This window comes from Thermodesulfovibrio sp., from assembly GCF_049969575.1.
Taxonomy (GTDB): domain Bacteria; phylum Nitrospirota; class Thermodesulfovibrionia; order Thermodesulfovibrionales; family Thermodesulfovibrionaceae; genus Thermodesulfovibrio; species Thermodesulfovibrio obliviosus.
Map to the genome: position 1 here is coordinate 80,803 of NZ_JBMFOO010000003.1, position 17,441 is coordinate 98,243.

19 protein-coding genes are annotated in these 17,441 nt (G+C 34.0%); 8 read left to right on the plus strand and 11 right to left on the minus strand.

Features of this window, described 5'->3' with window-relative positions; translation table 11 throughout:
- The 6 genes from ACP5O9_RS01710 to ACP5O9_RS01735 all read left to right on the plus strand — a co-directional run.
- Positions 1 to 224: NifB/NifX family molybdenum-iron cluster-binding protein (locus ACP5O9_RS01710; RefSeq protein WP_428723320.1), on the plus strand; the 224-nt coding region annotated here is incomplete at its 5' end.
- Complete coding sequence (locus tag ACP5O9_RS01715) at positions 221 to 1,063, plus strand: P-loop NTPase (RefSeq protein WP_428723321.1); 843 nt, start codon at positions 221 to 223, stop codon at positions 1,061 to 1,063. The genes ACP5O9_RS01710 and ACP5O9_RS01715, both read left to right, overlap by 4 nt.
- Entirely contained in the window at positions 1,060 to 1,788 is a 729-nt protein-coding gene (locus ACP5O9_RS01720) for an MBL fold metallo-hydrolase (protein ID WP_424904787.1), read from the plus strand. The genes ACP5O9_RS01715 and ACP5O9_RS01720 overlap by 4 nt, the downstream gene beginning before the upstream one ends.
- Positions 1,781 to 2,434, plus strand: a complete 654-nt coding sequence (locus ACP5O9_RS01725; protein WP_428723322.1) for a class I SAM-dependent methyltransferase — start codon at positions 1,781 to 1,783, stop codon at positions 2,432 to 2,434. Before ACP5O9_RS01720 ends, ACP5O9_RS01725 begins: the two co-directional genes overlap by 8 nt.
- Positions 2,428 to 3,267, plus strand: a complete 840-nt coding sequence (locus tag ACP5O9_RS01730; protein ID WP_428723323.1) for a P-loop NTPase — start codon at positions 2,428 to 2,430, stop codon at positions 3,265 to 3,267. The genes ACP5O9_RS01725 and ACP5O9_RS01730 overlap by 7 nt, the downstream gene beginning before the upstream one ends.
- Positions 3,264 to 4,112: an ATP-binding protein gene (locus ACP5O9_RS01735; RefSeq protein WP_424904790.1), complete on the plus strand. Its 849-nt coding sequence runs from the start codon at positions 3,264 to 3,266 to the stop codon at positions 4,110 to 4,112. Before ACP5O9_RS01730 ends, ACP5O9_RS01735 begins: the two co-directional genes overlap by 4 nt.
- Here ACP5O9_RS01735 and ACP5O9_RS01740 read toward each other — a convergent pair.
- The 11 genes from ACP5O9_RS01740 to ACP5O9_RS01790 form a co-directional block, all read right to left on the minus strand.
- Positions 4,105 to 5,424, minus strand: coding sequence for a Ni/Fe hydrogenase subunit alpha (locus ACP5O9_RS01740; protein ID WP_428723324.1), 1,320 nt, complete (start codon positions 5,422 to 5,424; stop codon positions 4,105 to 4,107). The two genes, ACP5O9_RS01735 and ACP5O9_RS01740, sit on opposite strands and share 8 nt — an antisense overlap.
- Positions 5,421 to 6,167, minus strand: a complete 747-nt coding sequence (locus tag ACP5O9_RS01745; protein ID WP_353686595.1) for a cytochrome B — start codon at positions 6,165 to 6,167, stop codon at positions 5,421 to 5,423. The genes ACP5O9_RS01740 and ACP5O9_RS01745 overlap by 4 nt, the downstream gene beginning before the upstream one ends.
- Positions 6,167 to 7,003 (minus strand): FAD/NAD(P)-binding protein, encoded by an 837-nt coding sequence (locus tag ACP5O9_RS01750; protein ID WP_353686596.1) that lies wholly within the window; start codon positions 7,001 to 7,003, stop codon positions 6,167 to 6,169. Before ACP5O9_RS01750 ends, ACP5O9_RS01745 begins: the two co-directional genes overlap by 1 nt.
- Positions 6,985 to 8,052, minus strand: a complete 1,068-nt coding sequence (locus ACP5O9_RS01755) for a 4Fe-4S dicluster domain-containing protein (RefSeq protein WP_428723325.1) — start codon at positions 8,050 to 8,052, stop codon at positions 6,985 to 6,987. Before ACP5O9_RS01755 ends, ACP5O9_RS01750 begins: the two co-directional genes overlap by 19 nt.
- A 23-nt stretch (positions 8,053 to 8,075) precedes the next feature.
- Complete coding sequence (gene nusB / locus ACP5O9_RS01760; protein ID WP_353686598.1) at positions 8,076 to 8,561, minus strand: transcription antitermination factor NusB; 486 nt, start codon at positions 8,559 to 8,561, stop codon at positions 8,076 to 8,078.
- 19 nt (positions 8,562 to 8,580) lie between these two features.
- On the minus strand, positions 8,581 to 9,045 hold the full coding sequence (gene ribH, locus ACP5O9_RS01765; protein ID WP_353686599.1) for a 6,7-dimethyl-8-ribityllumazine synthase: 465 nt from the start codon (positions 9,043 to 9,045) through the stop codon (positions 8,581 to 8,583).
- A 9-nt stretch (positions 9,046 to 9,054) separates the two neighbouring features.
- Positions 9,055 to 10,182 carry a rod shape-determining protein RodA gene (rodA, locus tag ACP5O9_RS01770; RefSeq protein ID WP_428723326.1) on the minus strand — a complete coding sequence of 376 codons (1,128 nt, stop codon included), beginning with the start codon at positions 10,180 to 10,182 and terminating at the stop codon, positions 9,055 to 9,057.
- On the minus strand, positions 10,169 to 11,920 hold the full coding sequence (mrdA, locus tag ACP5O9_RS01775; protein WP_428723327.1) for a penicillin-binding protein 2: 1,752 nt from the start codon (positions 11,918 to 11,920) through the stop codon (positions 10,169 to 10,171). The genes rodA and mrdA overlap by 14 nt, the downstream gene beginning before the upstream one ends.
- A 478-nt stretch (positions 11,921 to 12,398) precedes the next feature.
- On the minus strand, positions 12,399 to 13,160 hold the full coding sequence (mreC, locus tag ACP5O9_RS01780; RefSeq protein ID WP_353686603.1) for a rod shape-determining protein MreC: 762 nt from the start codon (positions 13,158 to 13,160) through the stop codon (positions 12,399 to 12,401).
- Positions 13,160 to 14,194 carry a rod shape-determining protein gene (locus tag ACP5O9_RS01785; RefSeq protein ID WP_353686604.1) on the minus strand — a complete coding sequence of 345 codons (1,035 nt, stop codon included), beginning with the start codon at positions 14,192 to 14,194 and terminating at the stop codon, positions 13,160 to 13,162. The genes mreC and ACP5O9_RS01785 overlap by 1 nt, the downstream gene beginning before the upstream one ends.
- 47 nt (positions 14,195 to 14,241) lie before the next feature.
- Positions 14,242 to 14,649: an RDD family protein gene (locus ACP5O9_RS01790; protein WP_353686605.1), complete on the minus strand. Its 408-nt coding sequence runs from the start codon at positions 14,647 to 14,649 to the stop codon at positions 14,242 to 14,244.
- A gap of 141 nt (positions 14,650 to 14,790) precedes the next feature.
- On the opposite strand from ACP5O9_RS01790, the gene ACP5O9_RS01795 reads away from it, so the two are divergent.
- Entirely contained in the window at positions 14,791 to 16,536 is a 1,746-nt protein-coding gene (locus ACP5O9_RS01795; protein WP_428723328.1) for a hypothetical protein, read from the plus strand.
- On the plus strand, positions 16,536 to 17,441 hold the full coding sequence (gene ftsY / locus ACP5O9_RS01800) for a signal recognition particle-docking protein FtsY (protein WP_428723329.1): 906 nt from the start codon (positions 16,536 to 16,538) through the stop codon (positions 17,439 to 17,441). The genes ACP5O9_RS01795 and ftsY overlap by 1 nt, the downstream gene beginning before the upstream one ends.

Here is a 17,441-nt window from a genome sequence, read left to right on the forward strand (position 1 = left end):
ATACAATGCAGTATGAAGCAGTTGAGAATCTGTGGAGGGATGCTCAGCAGGGAGCAGGCACGCAGGCAGGTCAGTTTGTTGCATCAAAAGGCGTTAAAGCTTTAATTACTGGCAAAATAGGACCAGGTGCAGAAAGAGTTATAAAAGCAGCAGGAATAAAAGTTCTTGAAGCTCATGGTAAAATAATAGATGTAATAAATAAACTTCAGGAGGAGGGTAAATGACAGAGAAAAAGGAAAGCTGCCAGTGCGATGAAAGACAGGAAATTAAAAAGGATATTGCCTTAAAGGCAACTGTTTCTGCAATCAAAAAGAAAATTTTAGTTCTTTCAGGTAAAGGAGGAGTTGGCAAAAGCACTGTTTCAACAAATCTTGCTGTAGGACTGTCACAAAAGGGCTATCATGTGGGATTGCTTGACATTGACATTCATGGGCCGAATATTCCAAACATGCTTGGCTTGCAAGGATTCCCTCCGCTTATAACTGATATGGGGCTTTTTCCCATAAAAATGTATGATAATCTTCAAGTGATTTCAATTGGTTTCTTCCTTGAAGAAAAAGATACTCCTGTTGTATGGCGTGGGCCTTTAAAACACAGGATGATTGAGCAATTCTTGACCGATGTTCGCTGGGGAGCGCTTGATTATTTAGTTGTTGACTCTCCTCCAGGAACAGGAGATGAAATAATATCAATTGTTCAGCTTCTTGACAAGGTTGACGGAGCAGTTATTGTTGCTACACCACAGGATGTTGCCTTAGCTGATGTTCGCAGGTCAATAAAATTTTGTCTTGAAGGCTCAATTCCTGTACTTGGGATAGTTGAAAATATGAGCGGATTTGTGTGCCCTTATTGTGGTAATACTGTAGAAATATTTAAAACTGGTGGAGCAGAAAAGCTTGCGCAGGAATACAAAGTGCCATTTCTTGGTAAAATTCCAATTGATCCAGCAATTGTTGAAGCTGGAGATGATGGAAAGCCTGTAATGATTTATTATCCGAATAGCAAGCCTGCAGAGGCTTTCTCAAATATAATTAACAAAATTACGGAAATCTTAAAAGTATGATAATTGACTTGACTGTTCTTTTTGATAATTATCCTCAAGAGGAAGGGTTTGAAACAGGATGGGGATACAGCTGTTTTGTAAAAAAAGCCTACGGTGGAATTCTTTTTGATACAGGAGCAGATGGAGAAAAATTGCTTAGAAACATCCAACGAGCAGGGATAAAGCCTGACAGAATTACAAGAATTATTATCTCTCATTTTCATAAGGATCATTCAGGTGGCTTAAAAGAGATTGCAACAATTAGCAATAAAGCTGAAATTTATGTGGGTGCATCACTGTATGAAGAGATAAAAAAATCATTGCCCTCAGCAAAAATCTACAAAGTAGACTCTGAGCCTCTTGAGATAATGAATGGAGTTTATCTTACAGGTGAGCTTGGAGAAAAGATAAAAGAGATATCCCTTGTTATAGATACAGGCAGTGGTTTAGTAATTGTTACAGGCTGTGCTCATCCAGGAATAAAGGAAATCATAGATAAAGCTCATCAAATAGTTAATGATAAAATATTTGCAGTTATAGGAGGGTTACATCTTAAGGATAAAAAGGAGGATGAAATAGCTGATATAATAAAATTTCTTAAAAATGAAGGAATAAAATACATTGCACCTTCTCATTGCACAGGAGATCTTGCAAGATCGCTTTTCAAAAAAGCATTTGGTAAAGGTTTTATAGAAGTAGGAGTGGGAAGCCATATTTATATTGGAGGATCCTGTGACTATGTCTAATCCTTTTGAATCTTATGTTACTGAGTATGACAAGTGGTATGACTCAGAAAAGGGAAAGATTATATATGAAAATGAAGCAAAATGTATTCAAAAGTTTCTTGGCAGTTGTAAAGATAGAATTCTTGAAGTAGGAGTTGGGACAGGAAGATTCGCTGTTTTATCCAAAAATGTTACAGGAGTTGATAAAGCATTCTCTCCACTTAAAATAGCAAAACTGAGAGGAATTCCAGTGGCAAGAGCAAAGGCAGAGGTTTTACCTTTCAGGGACAAAACTTTTTCCTGTGTAATGTTTATTGTAACTCTTCCTTTTGTTGAAAATGTTTTCCTTGCACTTAATGAAGCAAAAAGAGTCTTAAAAGACAACGGTAGTATAATTGTTGGAGAAATCTTTCTTGATTCTTATTTAGGCAAATTATATGAAGAAAAGAAAAGACAGGGACATCCCTTTTACAGATTTGCAAAATTTTATCATTTCACTGAGTTTCAGGAAATACTCTCTCAATGCTGTTTAAAAACTGAAAAAGTCTTTGGAACATTGAAAAATTTTTCCTTTCAGAATCCTGAGCCTGAAGAACCTGAGGAAATAGACATAAAAAATTTTGAAGAATTACCAGGTTTTGTATGCATGGAGATAAAAAAATGGTAATTTCAGTGGCAAGTGGAAAAGGTGGAACAGGAAAGACAACAATTGCTGTATCTTTGGCATTAAGCATTGAAAACTCTCAGATAATTGATTGTGATGTTGAAGAACCAAATGCGAGGCTTTTTTTAAATCCAGAAATAAAAGAAAAGATTGAGGTAAAAACCCTTATCCCTCAAGTTAACAAAAATAAGTGTTCCCTTTGCGGATACTGTAGTCAGATTTGTGCTTATAATGCTTTGTCAGTGATAAAGTTTGACGATCATGGAGATGTTTTACTTTTTCCTCAACTGTGTCATGGATGTGAAGGATGTATTTTGCTATGTCCTGAAAAAGCAATGCAAGAAGACTATAGAACAATCGGAGAAATCATAGTGGATAGCAGAGAAAATGTTGAATTTATTGAGGGAAAGCTTAATATTTCAGAAGTTCTTGCCCCTAAGATAATTGAAGAAGCAAAGAAATTTATAAAGCCAGATAAAATTACAATAATTGATGCACCTCCAGGAACATCATGCCCTGCTGTAGCAGCTGTTAAAGGCTCTGATTTCTGTATTCTTGTTACAGAGCCAACTCCTTTTGGGCTCCATGATCTTGAGCTTGCCTATGAGGCAACCAGAGCTTTAAAGATTAAATCAGGCGTTATTATAAACAAAAGTGGAGATGATCAGCTTATAGAAGAATTTTGCAGAAAAAATAAAATCCATGTTTTACTGAAGATTCCTTTTAACAGAGAAATAGCAGAAACTTATTCAAAAGGCATTCCCCTTGTAAAAGCAATGCCTCAATATAAAGAGATTTTTCAGAAAATTTATAAAGATATAAAGGAAAACCTATGAAACAGATTTTGGTAATAAGTGGAAAAGGTGGAACAGGGAAGACATTTTTTACAGGATGTCTTGCAACTGCTTTACATAATAAAGTTTTAGTAGACTGCGATGTAGATGCTGCAAATCTTCATTTACTTTTACATCCGCAAATAAAACAAGCTCATGATTTCATAGGAGGAAAGATTGCCCTGATAGATAAGACTAAATGTATTCAGTGTGGAGTATGTAAAGAAGTTTGTAAATTTGACGCAATAGACAATGATTTTCAAGTTGAGGAACTTTCCTGTGAGGGTTGCACAATCTGTAGCTATGTATGTCCTGAAAAGGCCATACTCCTTAAGGACAGAGTTTCAGGTCAGTATTTTGTATCTGAAACAAAATATGGCACCCTTGTTCATGCTCAGCTTGGCATAGCACAGGAAAATTCAGGGAAGCTTGTTACAAAGCTTAGAGAGCTTGCAAAAGAGATTGCGCAGATAGAAAAAGCTGAGTATATAGTAATTGATGGACCTCCTGGGGTTGGCTGTCCTGTTATGGCTTCAATGACAGGTGTTGATCTTGCTATTGCAGTAACAGAGCCAACCCTCTCAGGAATGCATGATCTTAAAAGATTGATAGAGCTTGCAAAGCATTTTAAGGTGCCTGTTAAGGTTGTTATAAATAAATATGATTTGAATGATGAAATGAGTTCACAGATGGTTAAAGAGCTTGAACATTTAGGCATTGAAGTTTGTGGCAAAATTCCATTTTCAGAAGAAATTTTAGCTTCAGTGAAAGCATGCAAACCTTTTTTAGAGTTCGCAAAAAACAGTTTAGCAAGTGAGATCGCAGCACTGATAGATAAAATTATTTAAAATTAACCTTAACCATGTGAACTGAGCAAGAGATGCAAGGGTCATAAGCTCTTACAAGCATTTCAAGGGCAAGTGTTATCTCTTCTTGAGACTGGTTTATGATTTCTGGAACGAGCTTTAACATGTCAAGCTCTATGTTGTGTGTATTTTGATTTGTGGGAATAACACAGTTTGCATTTCTAAATATTCCTCTTTCATCGCACTCATAGTGATGAATCAACAATCCACGTGGAGCTTCAACAACACCAACTCCTTCTCCAGCACGCTGTGGAAGTTTACCAAGCTCATTTATATCAGGAACAATTATCTCATCATAGTTTATTCCCTTTTGCCAAAGAAGCTCTACAATTCTTATGGCATCTTCAACACAATGAACACACTCAACAATCTGAGCTACGGTATTAAAATAGGGATTTATGCATTTTGGTTTCAGATTCAAAACCGTGGCTGCTTGCTTTGCTTTTGGATGAAGCTTTTCATGATTTAGATTAAATCTCGCAAGTGCTCCCACAGCATATGACTCTCTATGCCAACGAGTTCTTTTAGCAGTTGCATAGGGAACAATGAATTCATTTGTAACATTTTTATATTCATATTTGCTCACTCTGTATCCATCTGTTGAACCAATATCTCCGTATAGCAGTGGATACTCATCTTCATCGTTAATAAGTGCTACATACTCTGTGTCTCTTTCAAACTCTGGGAAAGTGAGTTTACTGAAAAGTTCAACAGTAGCCTCCACATCGTGCTTTAGCTCCAGAAGCCTTTTATGCATCTCTTCAAGATCACCTGGGTTTGGAAGTTTTGTAAATCCACCAATAACCGCACTGATTGGATGAACATGCCTTCCAACAAGTATGTCACACAGTTCATTGCAGAGCCTTTTCATTCTAAGTGCTCTTCTTACAAAATCAGGGTTAGATTTTATAAGAGGAACAAAACTTGGAACACCAACAAGGTCTGGAGCAACGAGAAGATATATATGAAGAATGTGGCTGTCAAGCTGTTCATAATGAAGTAGAAGCTTTCTTAAAAGTGTGGTCTGCTCAGTTGGTTTTATTCCCAGGGCGTCCTCAGCTGCCTGAATTGATGCAAGAGTGTGTCCACATGAACAGATTCCACAGATTCTACAGGTTATGTGAGGTGCTTCATAAATGGAACGACCTCTCAGGAATGCCTCAAAAAATCTTGGAGACTCAACGATTTCAAGTCGGCAAATTTCGAGCTTTCCATCTTTAACTTCAACTACAATGTTTCCGTGTCCTTCAACACGGGTTAGATAATTAACATTAATACTAATGTTTTGAGTCACGATTTATCAAGCTCCTTGCACTTGTTATACATCTCTATTTTTTTTATTAAAAAATCTTCAGGTATATTGTATTTTTTAAGAACTTCTTTGAAACCCTCTATATTTGGATTAATTGTAAGTCCTCTACAACCATAGCAGATATTGCCATTATTAATACACCATGAGTTACATCCTGCCTTTGTAACAGGTCCCATACAGGTAAGTCCTCTATCATACATGCAGATATTTTCATTTAGTTTGCATTCAACGCAAACAGGATACTCAGGCACATAATAGGGTATTCCCTGAAGTATGCATTTAACAACAGTAAGAAATTCTGGCTGGTAAATGGGACATCCATTAATAAAATAATCTACCTTTACAACCTGATGCACAGCTTTTGTATGAATGGTAGGGAAAAATTTATATGACTCTCCATAAACATATTTACCCACTTCTTCAAGCTGAAAGGAGTTTTTCATTCCATTAATACCACCAATTGTGGCACAGGAGCCGAGAGCAACAAGAATTTTGCTGCGCTCTCTTATTTTTTTAACTCTCTGCACAGCATGTTCATCTGTAATGCTTCCTTCAACAAAGGCTACATCAAACTCTCCATCCCACTTTTCAGACATTACTTCTCTGAATTCAACAACTTGGACAATATCAAGAACATCAATCAGTGGTTCACCTATGTTTGCCACCTGAAGCTGACATCCTTCACAGCAGGCAAAATCAAAAAATGCAACTTTTGGTTTACTCATCAGAGTGCCTCTGCCATATCCATTATTTCTTTAAAAGTGAAAACAGGACCATCTTTACAGCAATAAAGATTTTGAATCTGGCACCTTCCACATTTACCCATCCCGCATTTCATATGTCTTTCAAAACTGAGCAAAATCTGATCAATTGGTAATCCCTTTGCAAGAAGCTCTTTTATTACGAACTTATACATAACAGGAGGTCCTACAACTGCAGCATAGGTCCTCACAGGATCAATATCAACTCCAGGGATTAGTGAGGTAATCAGTCCTACATTTCCTTTCCAGTCAGGGTCTGCTCTGTCAACAGTACAGGCAAAGTGTATATCAAGCCTTTTACTCCAGTCTTCAATTTCATCGGCAAAAAGAAGCTCTCCAGGGGTTTTGCATCCAAAAAGTATATGTATTTCGCCGAAATCTCTACGGTTATCAATTGCATAAAGTATCAATGATCTCAGCGGTGCAAGTCCTAACCCCCCAGCTATTATTAATAGATCGTGTCCTTCAATCATTTTTATTGGGAATCCATTCCCATAAGGACCTCTAACTCCGATAATGTCTCCAGCATTTAATTTATGAAGAGAGTTTGTGACTTTTCCAACTGCTCTTACGCATATTTCAAAGTATTCCCTGTTAAGAGGAGAAGAACATACAGATACAGGAATTTCACCTATTCCCATTAAAGAGACCATTATGAATTGACCTGGTTCAAAATCAAGCCATGTGCTATTTTCAAAAGCTATTTTGAAAAGTTTTTCCTTTTCTGTGAGAGGTTTTATATCCAGAATTCTTGCTTTTTTTAGATTATAGGGTGAATCCTTTATAACCACTTGCGCCATATTTTTGTCTCTGACTCCTTTATGAGAGATGTCAAAACTTCTTTAAGATTAATTTTTGCCATACATGTTCTGGAGCATCTTCCACAGCCTGTACAAAAAACCATACCATAACGGTCAATATGATATCTGAATTTTCTGTAAAATCTATGTCTCTGTCTTGCTGAACGCTCTCTGCGAAAATCTATTCCACCTGCAACCTTTGCAAAAGGATCAAGTTGACAGGAAAACCACACTCTGTATCTTTCACCTGCCTCAAGACTTAAATCAACTTCTTCTTTTATATCAAAGCAGTAACATGTAGGGCATACTGCTGTGCAGTTTCCGCAACTAAGACACCTCTGTTCAAGCTCTTTCCATACAGATGCATTAAAGGAACGGTCAAAAAGGTCTGGAAGATATCTTCTTTCTGTTGGAACTTCGTTATTAAATATTTTTAGTTTTTTCTCTCTCAAGGCTTTAAGTTCTTTTATATGAAATTCCTCTGCAGGTTTAAATAACTCTGTTTTCTCAATTATATCAGAGCCTTTTGAAGAATGAATGTGAACTATAAAATAATCCCCAAGTTCTGTAAACATCAAATCATATCCTGTTGTTGGTATATGGGCACCAACAAATGAACAGCTTGCATACTCATCGCAATAATCATTACACTCAAGCCCTATTATTGTTATATGTTTTTTTCTTATTAAATAGCCAGTGTCTTTAGGTTTGTCTGAAAGAACCATATTAAGGCATTTTATTCCAGCTATATCACAAGTATGGACACCAAAAAGGATTAAATTTTCATAGTCAACAGCAGGTTCAATTTTTAAATCCTCTTTTACATCAAACTTTAACAAGGTTTCTTTCTGTGGCATAAAATATTTCTTTGGTGGAATTATTGTTGGAATATATTTAAGACTCACTTCATCAGCAGATTTTATTTCTTGAAAAGTATAATTTTTAAATCCCTTATAAACAGGTGCAGCCACTTTGGAAAAAGAAATTAAAGAGTTTATGAAATCATTAATTTTTGATTTTTCAAGTATTTTATATTGTTCAACTTTCATTTTCTGCCCAAAAAAACAATAAATTATAGTTTTTCAAAATTAATTTTGTCAATATATTTGTGAGCAGATTCAGAATGAGAGAGTTCTTTTTTTGCTACTTTATCAAGAATCCCATTAATAAAGGCAGCACTTTCTTTTGTGGAATATTTTTTTGCTATCTCCACTGCTTCATTTATTGTGACCTGATAGGGTATATCATGACGAAATAATATTTCATAAATTGAAAATCTTAAAATATTTTTGTCAATCGGTATAATTCTTTCTAAATGCCATTTTTCAGTATATTTTTGAATTGTTTTATCAATAACATCAATGTTTTCAATTGTTCCTTCTATCAATTGATTTGCAAATGTTTTTATATCATGATCCTGTTCTTCATTATTTCTTTCCCAGAATTTTTCAATTTCTTCCTGCAATAAATTATAATCACACATTTTCCTTGTATTTTCATTCATTTCACAGGCATATAAAAATTGTAAAACATATTCCCTTGCTTTTCTTCTCTTCATTTTTACCTGATTTCTAAGGCTATTTCAACTCTTCCATAACTCTTGCCATTTCAATGGCTACCATAGCTGCATCCCATCCTTTATTCCCTGATTTTGAACCAGCTCTTTCTATTGCCTGTTCAATAGTATCAGCTGTAATTACTCCGAATGAAACAGGAATACCTGTTTCTAATCCAACAAGGGCAATTCCTTTTGATACTTCAGCAGCGATGTAGTCAAAATGAGGAGTTGCACCTCTGATCAATGTGCCAAGACAGACAATTGCATGGAATTTACCAGTTTGAGCTAATTTTTTTGCAATTATGGGAATTTCAAATGAACCAGGAACTCTCACAATCTCAATGTCTGTCTGCTGTGCTCCGTGCCTTATTAAAGCATCAATAGCACCTTCAAGAAGGCGTGAAGTAATAAATTCATTGAATCTGCTTACAACGATTCCAAATTTTAGTCCCTGCGCATCAAGTTTTCCTTCAATAATTTTCATGTTTTCCTCCTATGGATAGAATAATTCAAATCTTCTCATTCTAACATTTATTACTAAAGCAATTCCTATAAAATTAGCAACTAATGTTGTTCCACCATAACTCATAAATGGTAAAGGAATTCCTACTACTGGCATGATTCCAAGAGTCATTCCAATATTTATGAAAAAGTATAAAACAAAAATTGAAGTAAAACCTATTGAAAGAAGTTTTCCAAACTCATCCTTAGCAATTATTGAGGTTTTCCAGCATCTGATAAAAAGTGTAAAATAAAGCGTTAAAAGTATGAAGCATCCTATAAATCCCCATTCTTCTGCAAAAATAGGAAAAATAAAGTCAGTATGTCTTTCCGGAAGAAATTTTAAAGGTCCCTGTGTACCTTCAAGAAATCCTTTGCCAAAAAGTCCACCAGAGCCTACTGTAATTACTGATTGCATAATGTTGTAACCAATTCCTTTTGGATCTATGCTCGGGTCAATAAAAGCAATTAATCTATTTTTCTGATATTCCTTCAGTCCTTCCCACAAAATTTCCCATAAAAAAAATATTGAAATAATAAATATAGAAAGAAGAAGAATAAGCAATCTTACAGGAAGCCCTTTATAAATAATCATTATAAATGTAATTGCAAAAAGCAACACTGCTGTTCCAAGGTCAGGCTGTTTAATAATGAGCGAAAATGGTATTATTCCAAAAATGAGTAATGCCTTCAGAGTATCCTTTATTGATAGAGGAGATTGTTTGTCTTCCAGAAAGGCTGAAATACTTATGATAAAGATTATTTTAAATACTTCTGAAGGCTGAAATGAAAAAAATCCAAGATTTATCCACCTTTTTGCACCCATTGCTGTTTTACCTGTAAAAAGAACAATAATAAGAAGTAAAATTCCTATTATATAAAAGATTAGCCAGAAATTTTTTAGCTTGATATAGTCAAAGGTTACAAAAGCAATCAAAGTTAATGTGGCTATTGCAAGCCATATTAATTGTTTAACATAAAAAGGAGGTTGTTCTCCCTCATCAAGAGGTGGTCTTGTGGCACTATAAATTGTTAATATACCGAGAATGCATATAAAAAAAACTATAGCAAAAGTAATCCAGTCAAAATAGCTAATCAGCCTTCTATCAATTTTTAACATTTAGTTGCCTCTTTTTAAGAATGTATCCTTCAAGAATGTTTTTTGCTACAGGTGCTGCTACTGCTCCTCCACTTCCTCCATGTTCAACAATTAAGGAAAAAGCCATTTCAGGATTGTCCGTTGGAGCAAATCCAATAAACCATGCATGGTGTTCAATATTTTTATATGATACTTTTTCTTTCAATTTTTTGCTAATTACCTGAACTGTTCCTGTTTTGCCGCCAAACTTTATAATATAAGAACGAGCTCCTGAAGCTGTTCCTTCTGGTTCATTTACCACTGCTGATAATGCTTTTTTAATTATTTCAAGATTTTTAGGATTAAGATTCAAATTTTCCTTTTTAGCCTCATTACCTCTGATTATGTAAGGAGTCACCTTGACCCCTTCATTTACTATTATAGCCATAACTCGAGCCATCTGCAGTGGAGTTACTTTCAAAAATCCCTGTCCAATGGAAGTATTAAATGTATCTCCTAAAAACCATGAAGCTTTTTTGACATTTTTTTTCCATTCATCATCTGGAACTAATCCTGCTTTTTCATCTGAATTAAATCCTGTAGGACTACCCAGACCTAACAAGGTAGCATATTTATGTATTTTCTTTATTCCGAGAATTCTGCCAAGTTCATAAAAATAAACATCACAAGATTCAACAAGAGCTTTTCTGAGGTTGACAGGCCCATGTCCTCCTTTTTTCCAGCATCCAAATGTCCAGGCTCCAAAACTTATACCTCCAGTGCAGTTTACCAGTACTTTATCAGGAGTTATAACTCCTTCTTCAAGTCCAGCCAGTGCAGTAATTACTTTGAAGGTTGACCCAGGAGCATACAATCCTTGAATTACCCTGTTAAGCAAAGGATTTTGTGGATTATTTATTAATTCATTCCAGTAATGTTGTGGAACACCCTCTACAAATATATTTGGATCAAAGGATGGAGAACTCACTAATGCTAATATTTCTCCTGTATCGGGTTTTATTGCAACAAAAGCTCCTGTTAGAGTTTCCAGAGATTTGTAGGCTGACTCCTGAAGTAAAGCATCAATTGTTAAATAAATATCTTCACCTTTTACAGGAGGTGATTCTTTTATGAGTCTCAATTCCCTGCCCAGAGCGTCAACCTCTACGATTTTTTCTCCAGGAGTTCCCCTTAGTTTGTCATCAAATATTTTTTCCAATCCTGTTTGTCCTACCATGAAATAGGAAGGCAAATTTTTATATTGGAGGTTATCTTTTATTTGTTCTTCAGTGATTTTACCGAGATATCCTAATAAATGAGCTGTTGCAGGACCAAAGGGATAGTGCCTTTTTATTTCTGTTTCTATTATTAAGCCTGGCAGTTCTGAACGCCTTGCTTCCAGCATGGCAATTTCTTTAAATGTCAAATCTTCCTTTATTCTAATAGGCATATAAATACTTTCATATTTCTTACTGAGCTTTTTTTCTATTTCTTCTGCTGATAGGTTAAGAATTTTAGCTAAAATATTTATGTCAACTTTATATGCATATTCAGGAGAAATTGAAACAGCAAAAGAAGGAATATTTTCAACCAGCGGTATGCCATTTCTATCATAAATAATTCCCCGTGGAGCAGGTATTTTTATTATTCTAATTCTATTTTGTTCAGCAAGTTTTTTATACTTCTCTGTATTAAGTATCTGAAGTTGCCAGAGCCTTAGCAGAATTATAATAAATATTAAAAAAATCATAGTGGCAAATATATAGTCCTTTTTTCTCATGGCTTTCTCCAACTCAAGAGCAAACCTATTGGCACATTGATAAGTCCTTTTATAAATAAAGCTTTAAAAAGTTGAAGATTTACACTAAAATTAAAAAAATATATCATAATCGAACTATAGATAACCTCGTCTATTAAGGTAAAAATGAAAATGACCAAAGCTTTGAAAGTTTCAGTCCAGTGAAAAAAGAGTTGCCTGACCAGGATAATTAATAAAACACCTGTAATTGTTTTAGATATGATTGCAGGACCAACTATTCCTTGAAAAAGATCTTCTACTGCCCCAACAGTTACAAAAAATAACACAGGTAAAGTTTCTGAAGGTGCGATTTTTTTTTGTTCTACCTTTGGGAAAAAATAATGTATAACAAAAAGATAAATCAATAAAAAGGAGAAATTGAAATTTATGTTGCCAATTGTAAAAGCCTGTTCAACAAAAAAGGTAAAAAATATGAATATGAACCATTTAATTACAGATTTCATGTTAAACTTTTGATTATCGCCACTTCTTCGATTTTTGAATCTGACTGATATGGAATAACTTCTATATTTTGGAAAAATCCTTTTTTGCTAATTTTTTTTACTACTCCCACTTTAATTCCTTCAGGAAAAATGCCATCTGTTCCAGAGGTAATTAATCTGTCTCCAACCATTATATCTTCTTCTAAAGGAATATATTTAAGAGCACACAGACTTGTCCCTGTCCCGCTTACTATACCTTCTGAGCGAGTTCTTTCAACTCTAACAGCAACAGAAAAGTTTGGATCAGTCAGCAAAAGTATTTCTGAAAAATTCGAAGAGGTAAAAATCACCTTTCCTACTAATCCATTTAGTGTTATTGCAGGCATTCCTGTCTTTATCCCGTGGTTAGCTCCTTTATTTATCCAGATAGTTTTAAGGAATTTATTTGATCCAGCTCGTATTACTTTGGCTATTGTTACGATTTCTTTATTTTTTTCTTTCAGATTTAGTAGTTCTTTTAGTCTTTGATTTTCTAAAATAAGCTCATTATAAGATTTCTGTTCTAAAGTCATTTGATATAGTTTTTCTTTTAATTTTCTATTTTCTTCTTTGAGATATAAAATCTCAGAAAAAAAATTTTTTAAAGATTGCACAGGTGAAATGATAGGCGAAAAATCAATTTTACCAAAACTGATTAGCCCCCTAGATTGGTAGCTTACAAGAAAAAAAGATATTACACATATGCCAATTATAATTAAAGTTGTTGTTTTTTTTATCATCAGTTAACATTAAGAGAAACTCTTTTGAGAAGGTCAAGCTTGTCAAGCATTGCACCGCATCCTTTAACAACAGCCTTTAGCGGATCTTCAGGAATTATCACAGGGACTCCTGTATGTTCTCTTATAAGGATATCTAATCCTCTCAATAAAGCTCCTCCACCAGCCAGAACTATTCCTTTGTCTGCTATATCAGAGGCAAGCTCAGGAGGTGTGTTTTCTAAGGTAACTTTTATTGTATCAAGAATAATAGATATAGGCTCCTGTAAAGCTTCTCTGATTTCTTCCTCAGTAACAGTTATTGCTTTTGGAATTCCTGTTATTAAGTCTCTTCCTTTAATTTCCATTGTTCTGTCAGAATTCATAGGATAAGCACTACCAATATTTATTTTAATTAGTTCAGCAGTTCTTTCTCCTATCATTAAGTTATATTTTCTTTTGATGTAGGCTATTATTGCTTCATCCATTTTATCTCCCCCGACCTTTACTGCCTTTGAACAGACAATGCCATCAAGAGAAATTACAGCAACATCTGTGGTTCCACCTCCTATGTCAACTATCATATTGCCAGAAGGTTCACCTACAGGAAGTCCAACTCCTATTGCTGCAGCCATAGGTTCTTCTATAAGATAAACTTCTCTGGCACCTGAAGCAATTGCAGCATCTTTAACAGCTCTTTGTTCAACCTGAGTTATACCTGAAGGCACTCCAATTATAATTCTTGGTGAAATAAAACATTTTCTATTATGAGCTTTTGTAATAAAATACTTAAGCATTTGTCCTGTTGCGTCAAAATCAGCTATAACGCCATCTTTAAGAGGTTTTATTGTGATAATATTGGATGGAGTTTTACCCATCATTTCTTTTGCCTCAGTGCCAACAGCAACCACTTTCTTGCTGTCTCTTCTTACAACAACAACGGAGGGTTCATCGCATACAATTCCTCTACCTTTTACATAAACCAGAGTATTTGCTGTTCCGAGGTCAATTGCCAGGTCATTAGAAAATTTTCCTACTATTTTTTGAAGAAACACCATTGTCCTCCCTGATATAGATTTAATTATTATTTTAAAATATTTTAGATTTATTCTTCTATGACTGAAGTTTTAGCCATGTAATCACCTAATCTTTTAGCATCTGGATCACCGACAATAAGTGTAAATTCAAAGGCAAACAATGCAACGCAAATTATCCAGCCAATAATTGGTATCAGTAAAAAAAATACTGATAAAGCTAAAGGTAAATTTCTAACTATGGAGTCTCTAAAATCTGCTTTACTCTGTCTGTCTGTGTTAATAACTTTCAGCCTTAAAAATTTTTTTCCAATACTGCAACCTTTAAATAAACCATCACTTATTAGTAAATAAAAAATTCCTATAAAAAATCCTCCTTCATGAAAAATTTTCCACAGGGCTGCAATAATCAGTAAGTCAATTAACTTAGCAATGCTCCTGAAAAAAATATTACCATGTTTTGATTGATTATTAATCATTTTTATTGTTCTATTTTTATTTTAAATATTCTATAATATATTAGCACTTGCCTCTTTTTAATATAAACAATTATGATAGGATACAATAAAATTTGTTGATAAAGCAAAATGTGAAAATAGAAATTTACAGAGGAGGGTAAAATGGGTAATAAAATTGTAAGGGTGAGTTGTTGGTTGAATTTTATTATTTTTTTGTTATTTTTTTACTGTATATCATTAACTCATGCAGAAATTATTGCTAAACCAGGAACTTTTGATCATTTTCAGTTTGATGTCCCGGATGTATTGACAGCTGGTAATGAATATAAAATATTTATCATAGCATTTGATGCCTTTGGTAATCCTGTTACCATGCCTGCTGAAAGCCTTAAAGAATATAAATTAACTGTAACAGGCTCAGCTATGATATCACCTTCTCAATTTAAGTCAAGTGAAATAACTCAGTCAGGTCTGGCAATTAGATTTAAGGATGAGAAGGCAGAAGAAGTTGTGATTTCACTTTATGAAATTAATAGTCCTTTCCCCATTATTGAAAAAAAGATAAAAATTCTGCCAGCAGAGATATCTAATCTTAATATAAAAGTGCCTGCTTCAGCAAAAGCTGGTAGTGATTTTGAAGTATGGATTTCAGGTAAAGATCGTTTTGGTAATGTTGTTTGTAAAGATTTTGAACCTAAGGATTTGAATTTATTTTTTAAGGGTGATGTGTCTCCTCAGATAAAAGAAATTCAGTATATACCTGAAAGCTGTAATGTGAGAGTAAAACTTTTTTCAGAAAAAATTGGAATTTTCCAAATTGAAGCAGATTTATTGAATAAAAAAATCACAGGTAAAGGTGAAAAAATAGAGATTTTAAATGGTCCTGTAAATTCTTTTATTGTTAATGCACCTGAAAGCGCTGTTGTTAATGAACCTTTTGATATAACCATATTGGCTATTGATAAATTCAATAATTTTGTTAAAGATTTTGCAACACAAAAAGAAAAAATAATAATAGAAGCACAAGGCAAAGGTTATATCTTTCCTTCTGAGTTATCATCTTATGCCTTTTCAGATGGAAAAGCTAAAATTAGCCTTCGCTATGATAGAGCTGAGGATATAAAAATAGTAGTTAAAGTTGCCAATGACAGTTCAATAAGAGGAGAAAGTGGTGTTGTAAAAATTGTTCCACCGAAAGTAAAAAGATTTGAAATCATATCACCTGAGACAATTATTGCAGGGCAGAAATTCAAAATAAAAATTATTGCTTATAATCATCTTGACAAAGTTATGTCCAATTACAATTTGTATGGCAGTACAGTTATATTAAAATCATCAGGTTCAGGTACTCTTACTCCTAATAAAGTTCCTCCATCAGAATTTATTAATGGAGTTGCTACTGTTGAAGTGATGTATGATAGGGCAGAAAAATTTAATATCTTTGCAACAACAGAAGAAAAAGAGATTCCTTCAAGAGAAATTAAAATTGCTGAAGAAAAGAAAATAGAAAAACCAAAGAAGAAAATAGTTGAAAAAAGAGAAGTAAAAAAAGCAAAAACTAAAAAAAGAATTGTCAGTAAAGATCAGATTTTAGAACTTAAAAATATCTCTCTTGTTGAAACAAAAAATAGTTCCTCCATCACTCTTTTTATACCAAATGTGGATAAATACGGTGGATATTATCCAAAAACAAAAAAAGAAGGAAAAATTATGTCAGTTTCATTAGAAGTTTATCCTGTTAAAAATAAATTAGAAGCACCGATAAAAATTGAATCAGATTTTATAAAGGAAGTTTCTTTATCTGAAAAAGAAAACAAAATTATACTCAATATAACCCTTAAAAAGCCTCTTAAATATCGTATTACAAAGAAAAAAGATGAACTTCTTGTAGAGTTTAGGAGACCTTAATGGGTTTATTTGACAAACTCAAGGAAAAATTAAGCAAGACAAAGCAACATATTGTTGAAAAAATTGAGGCTGTTGTTCCAGTAGGTAAAAAAATTGATGAAACAACAATAGAAGAAATAGAGGAGATTTTAATATCCTCTGATGTTGGTATACAGGCAACAGAACAAATTACATCTATTCTAAGAAAAAAGGTAAAAGAAGGAGCATTAAAAGACTACAGCGACCTCAAATCTCTACTTAAAAATGAGCTTTATAAAATTCTTGAAAACGGAACCAGTCTAAATTTATCCTCAAAACCTGCAGTAATCATGGTTGTTGGAGTAAATGGAGTTGGAAAAACTACAACTATTGGGAAGCTGGGTTATAAATTCATAAGTGAAGGTAAATCTGTTGTTTTTGCTGCTGCAGATACCTTTAGAGCTGCAGCTATACAACAGCTTGAAATATGGGCAAACAGAGTAGGAGCTGATATTGTCAAACATAAAAGTGGTGCAGACCCAGCTGCTGTTGTTTTTGATGCAGTGCAGCATGCCAGAGCAAAAAAAAAGGACATAGTGATTATAGATACAGCAGGAAGACTTCATACAAAGCAACCATTAATGGAAGAGTTAAAAAAAATCAACAGAGTTATAAAAAAATCAATTCCTGAAGCACCCCATGAAATTTTGCTCATATTAGATGCTACAACAGGGCAGAATGCAATAAGGCAGGCTTGTCTGTTTAATGAAGCCTTAGGATTAACAGGTGTGGTTGTTACGAAGCTTGATGGAACAGCAAAGGGTGGGGTTATTTTCGGGATAAAAAAAGAGATAGGCATTCCTGTTAAATTAATCGGTATAGGCGAAGGAATTGATGATTTAAAGGAGTTTAACCCTAAAGAGTTTGTTGAAGCTTTGTTTGATTAA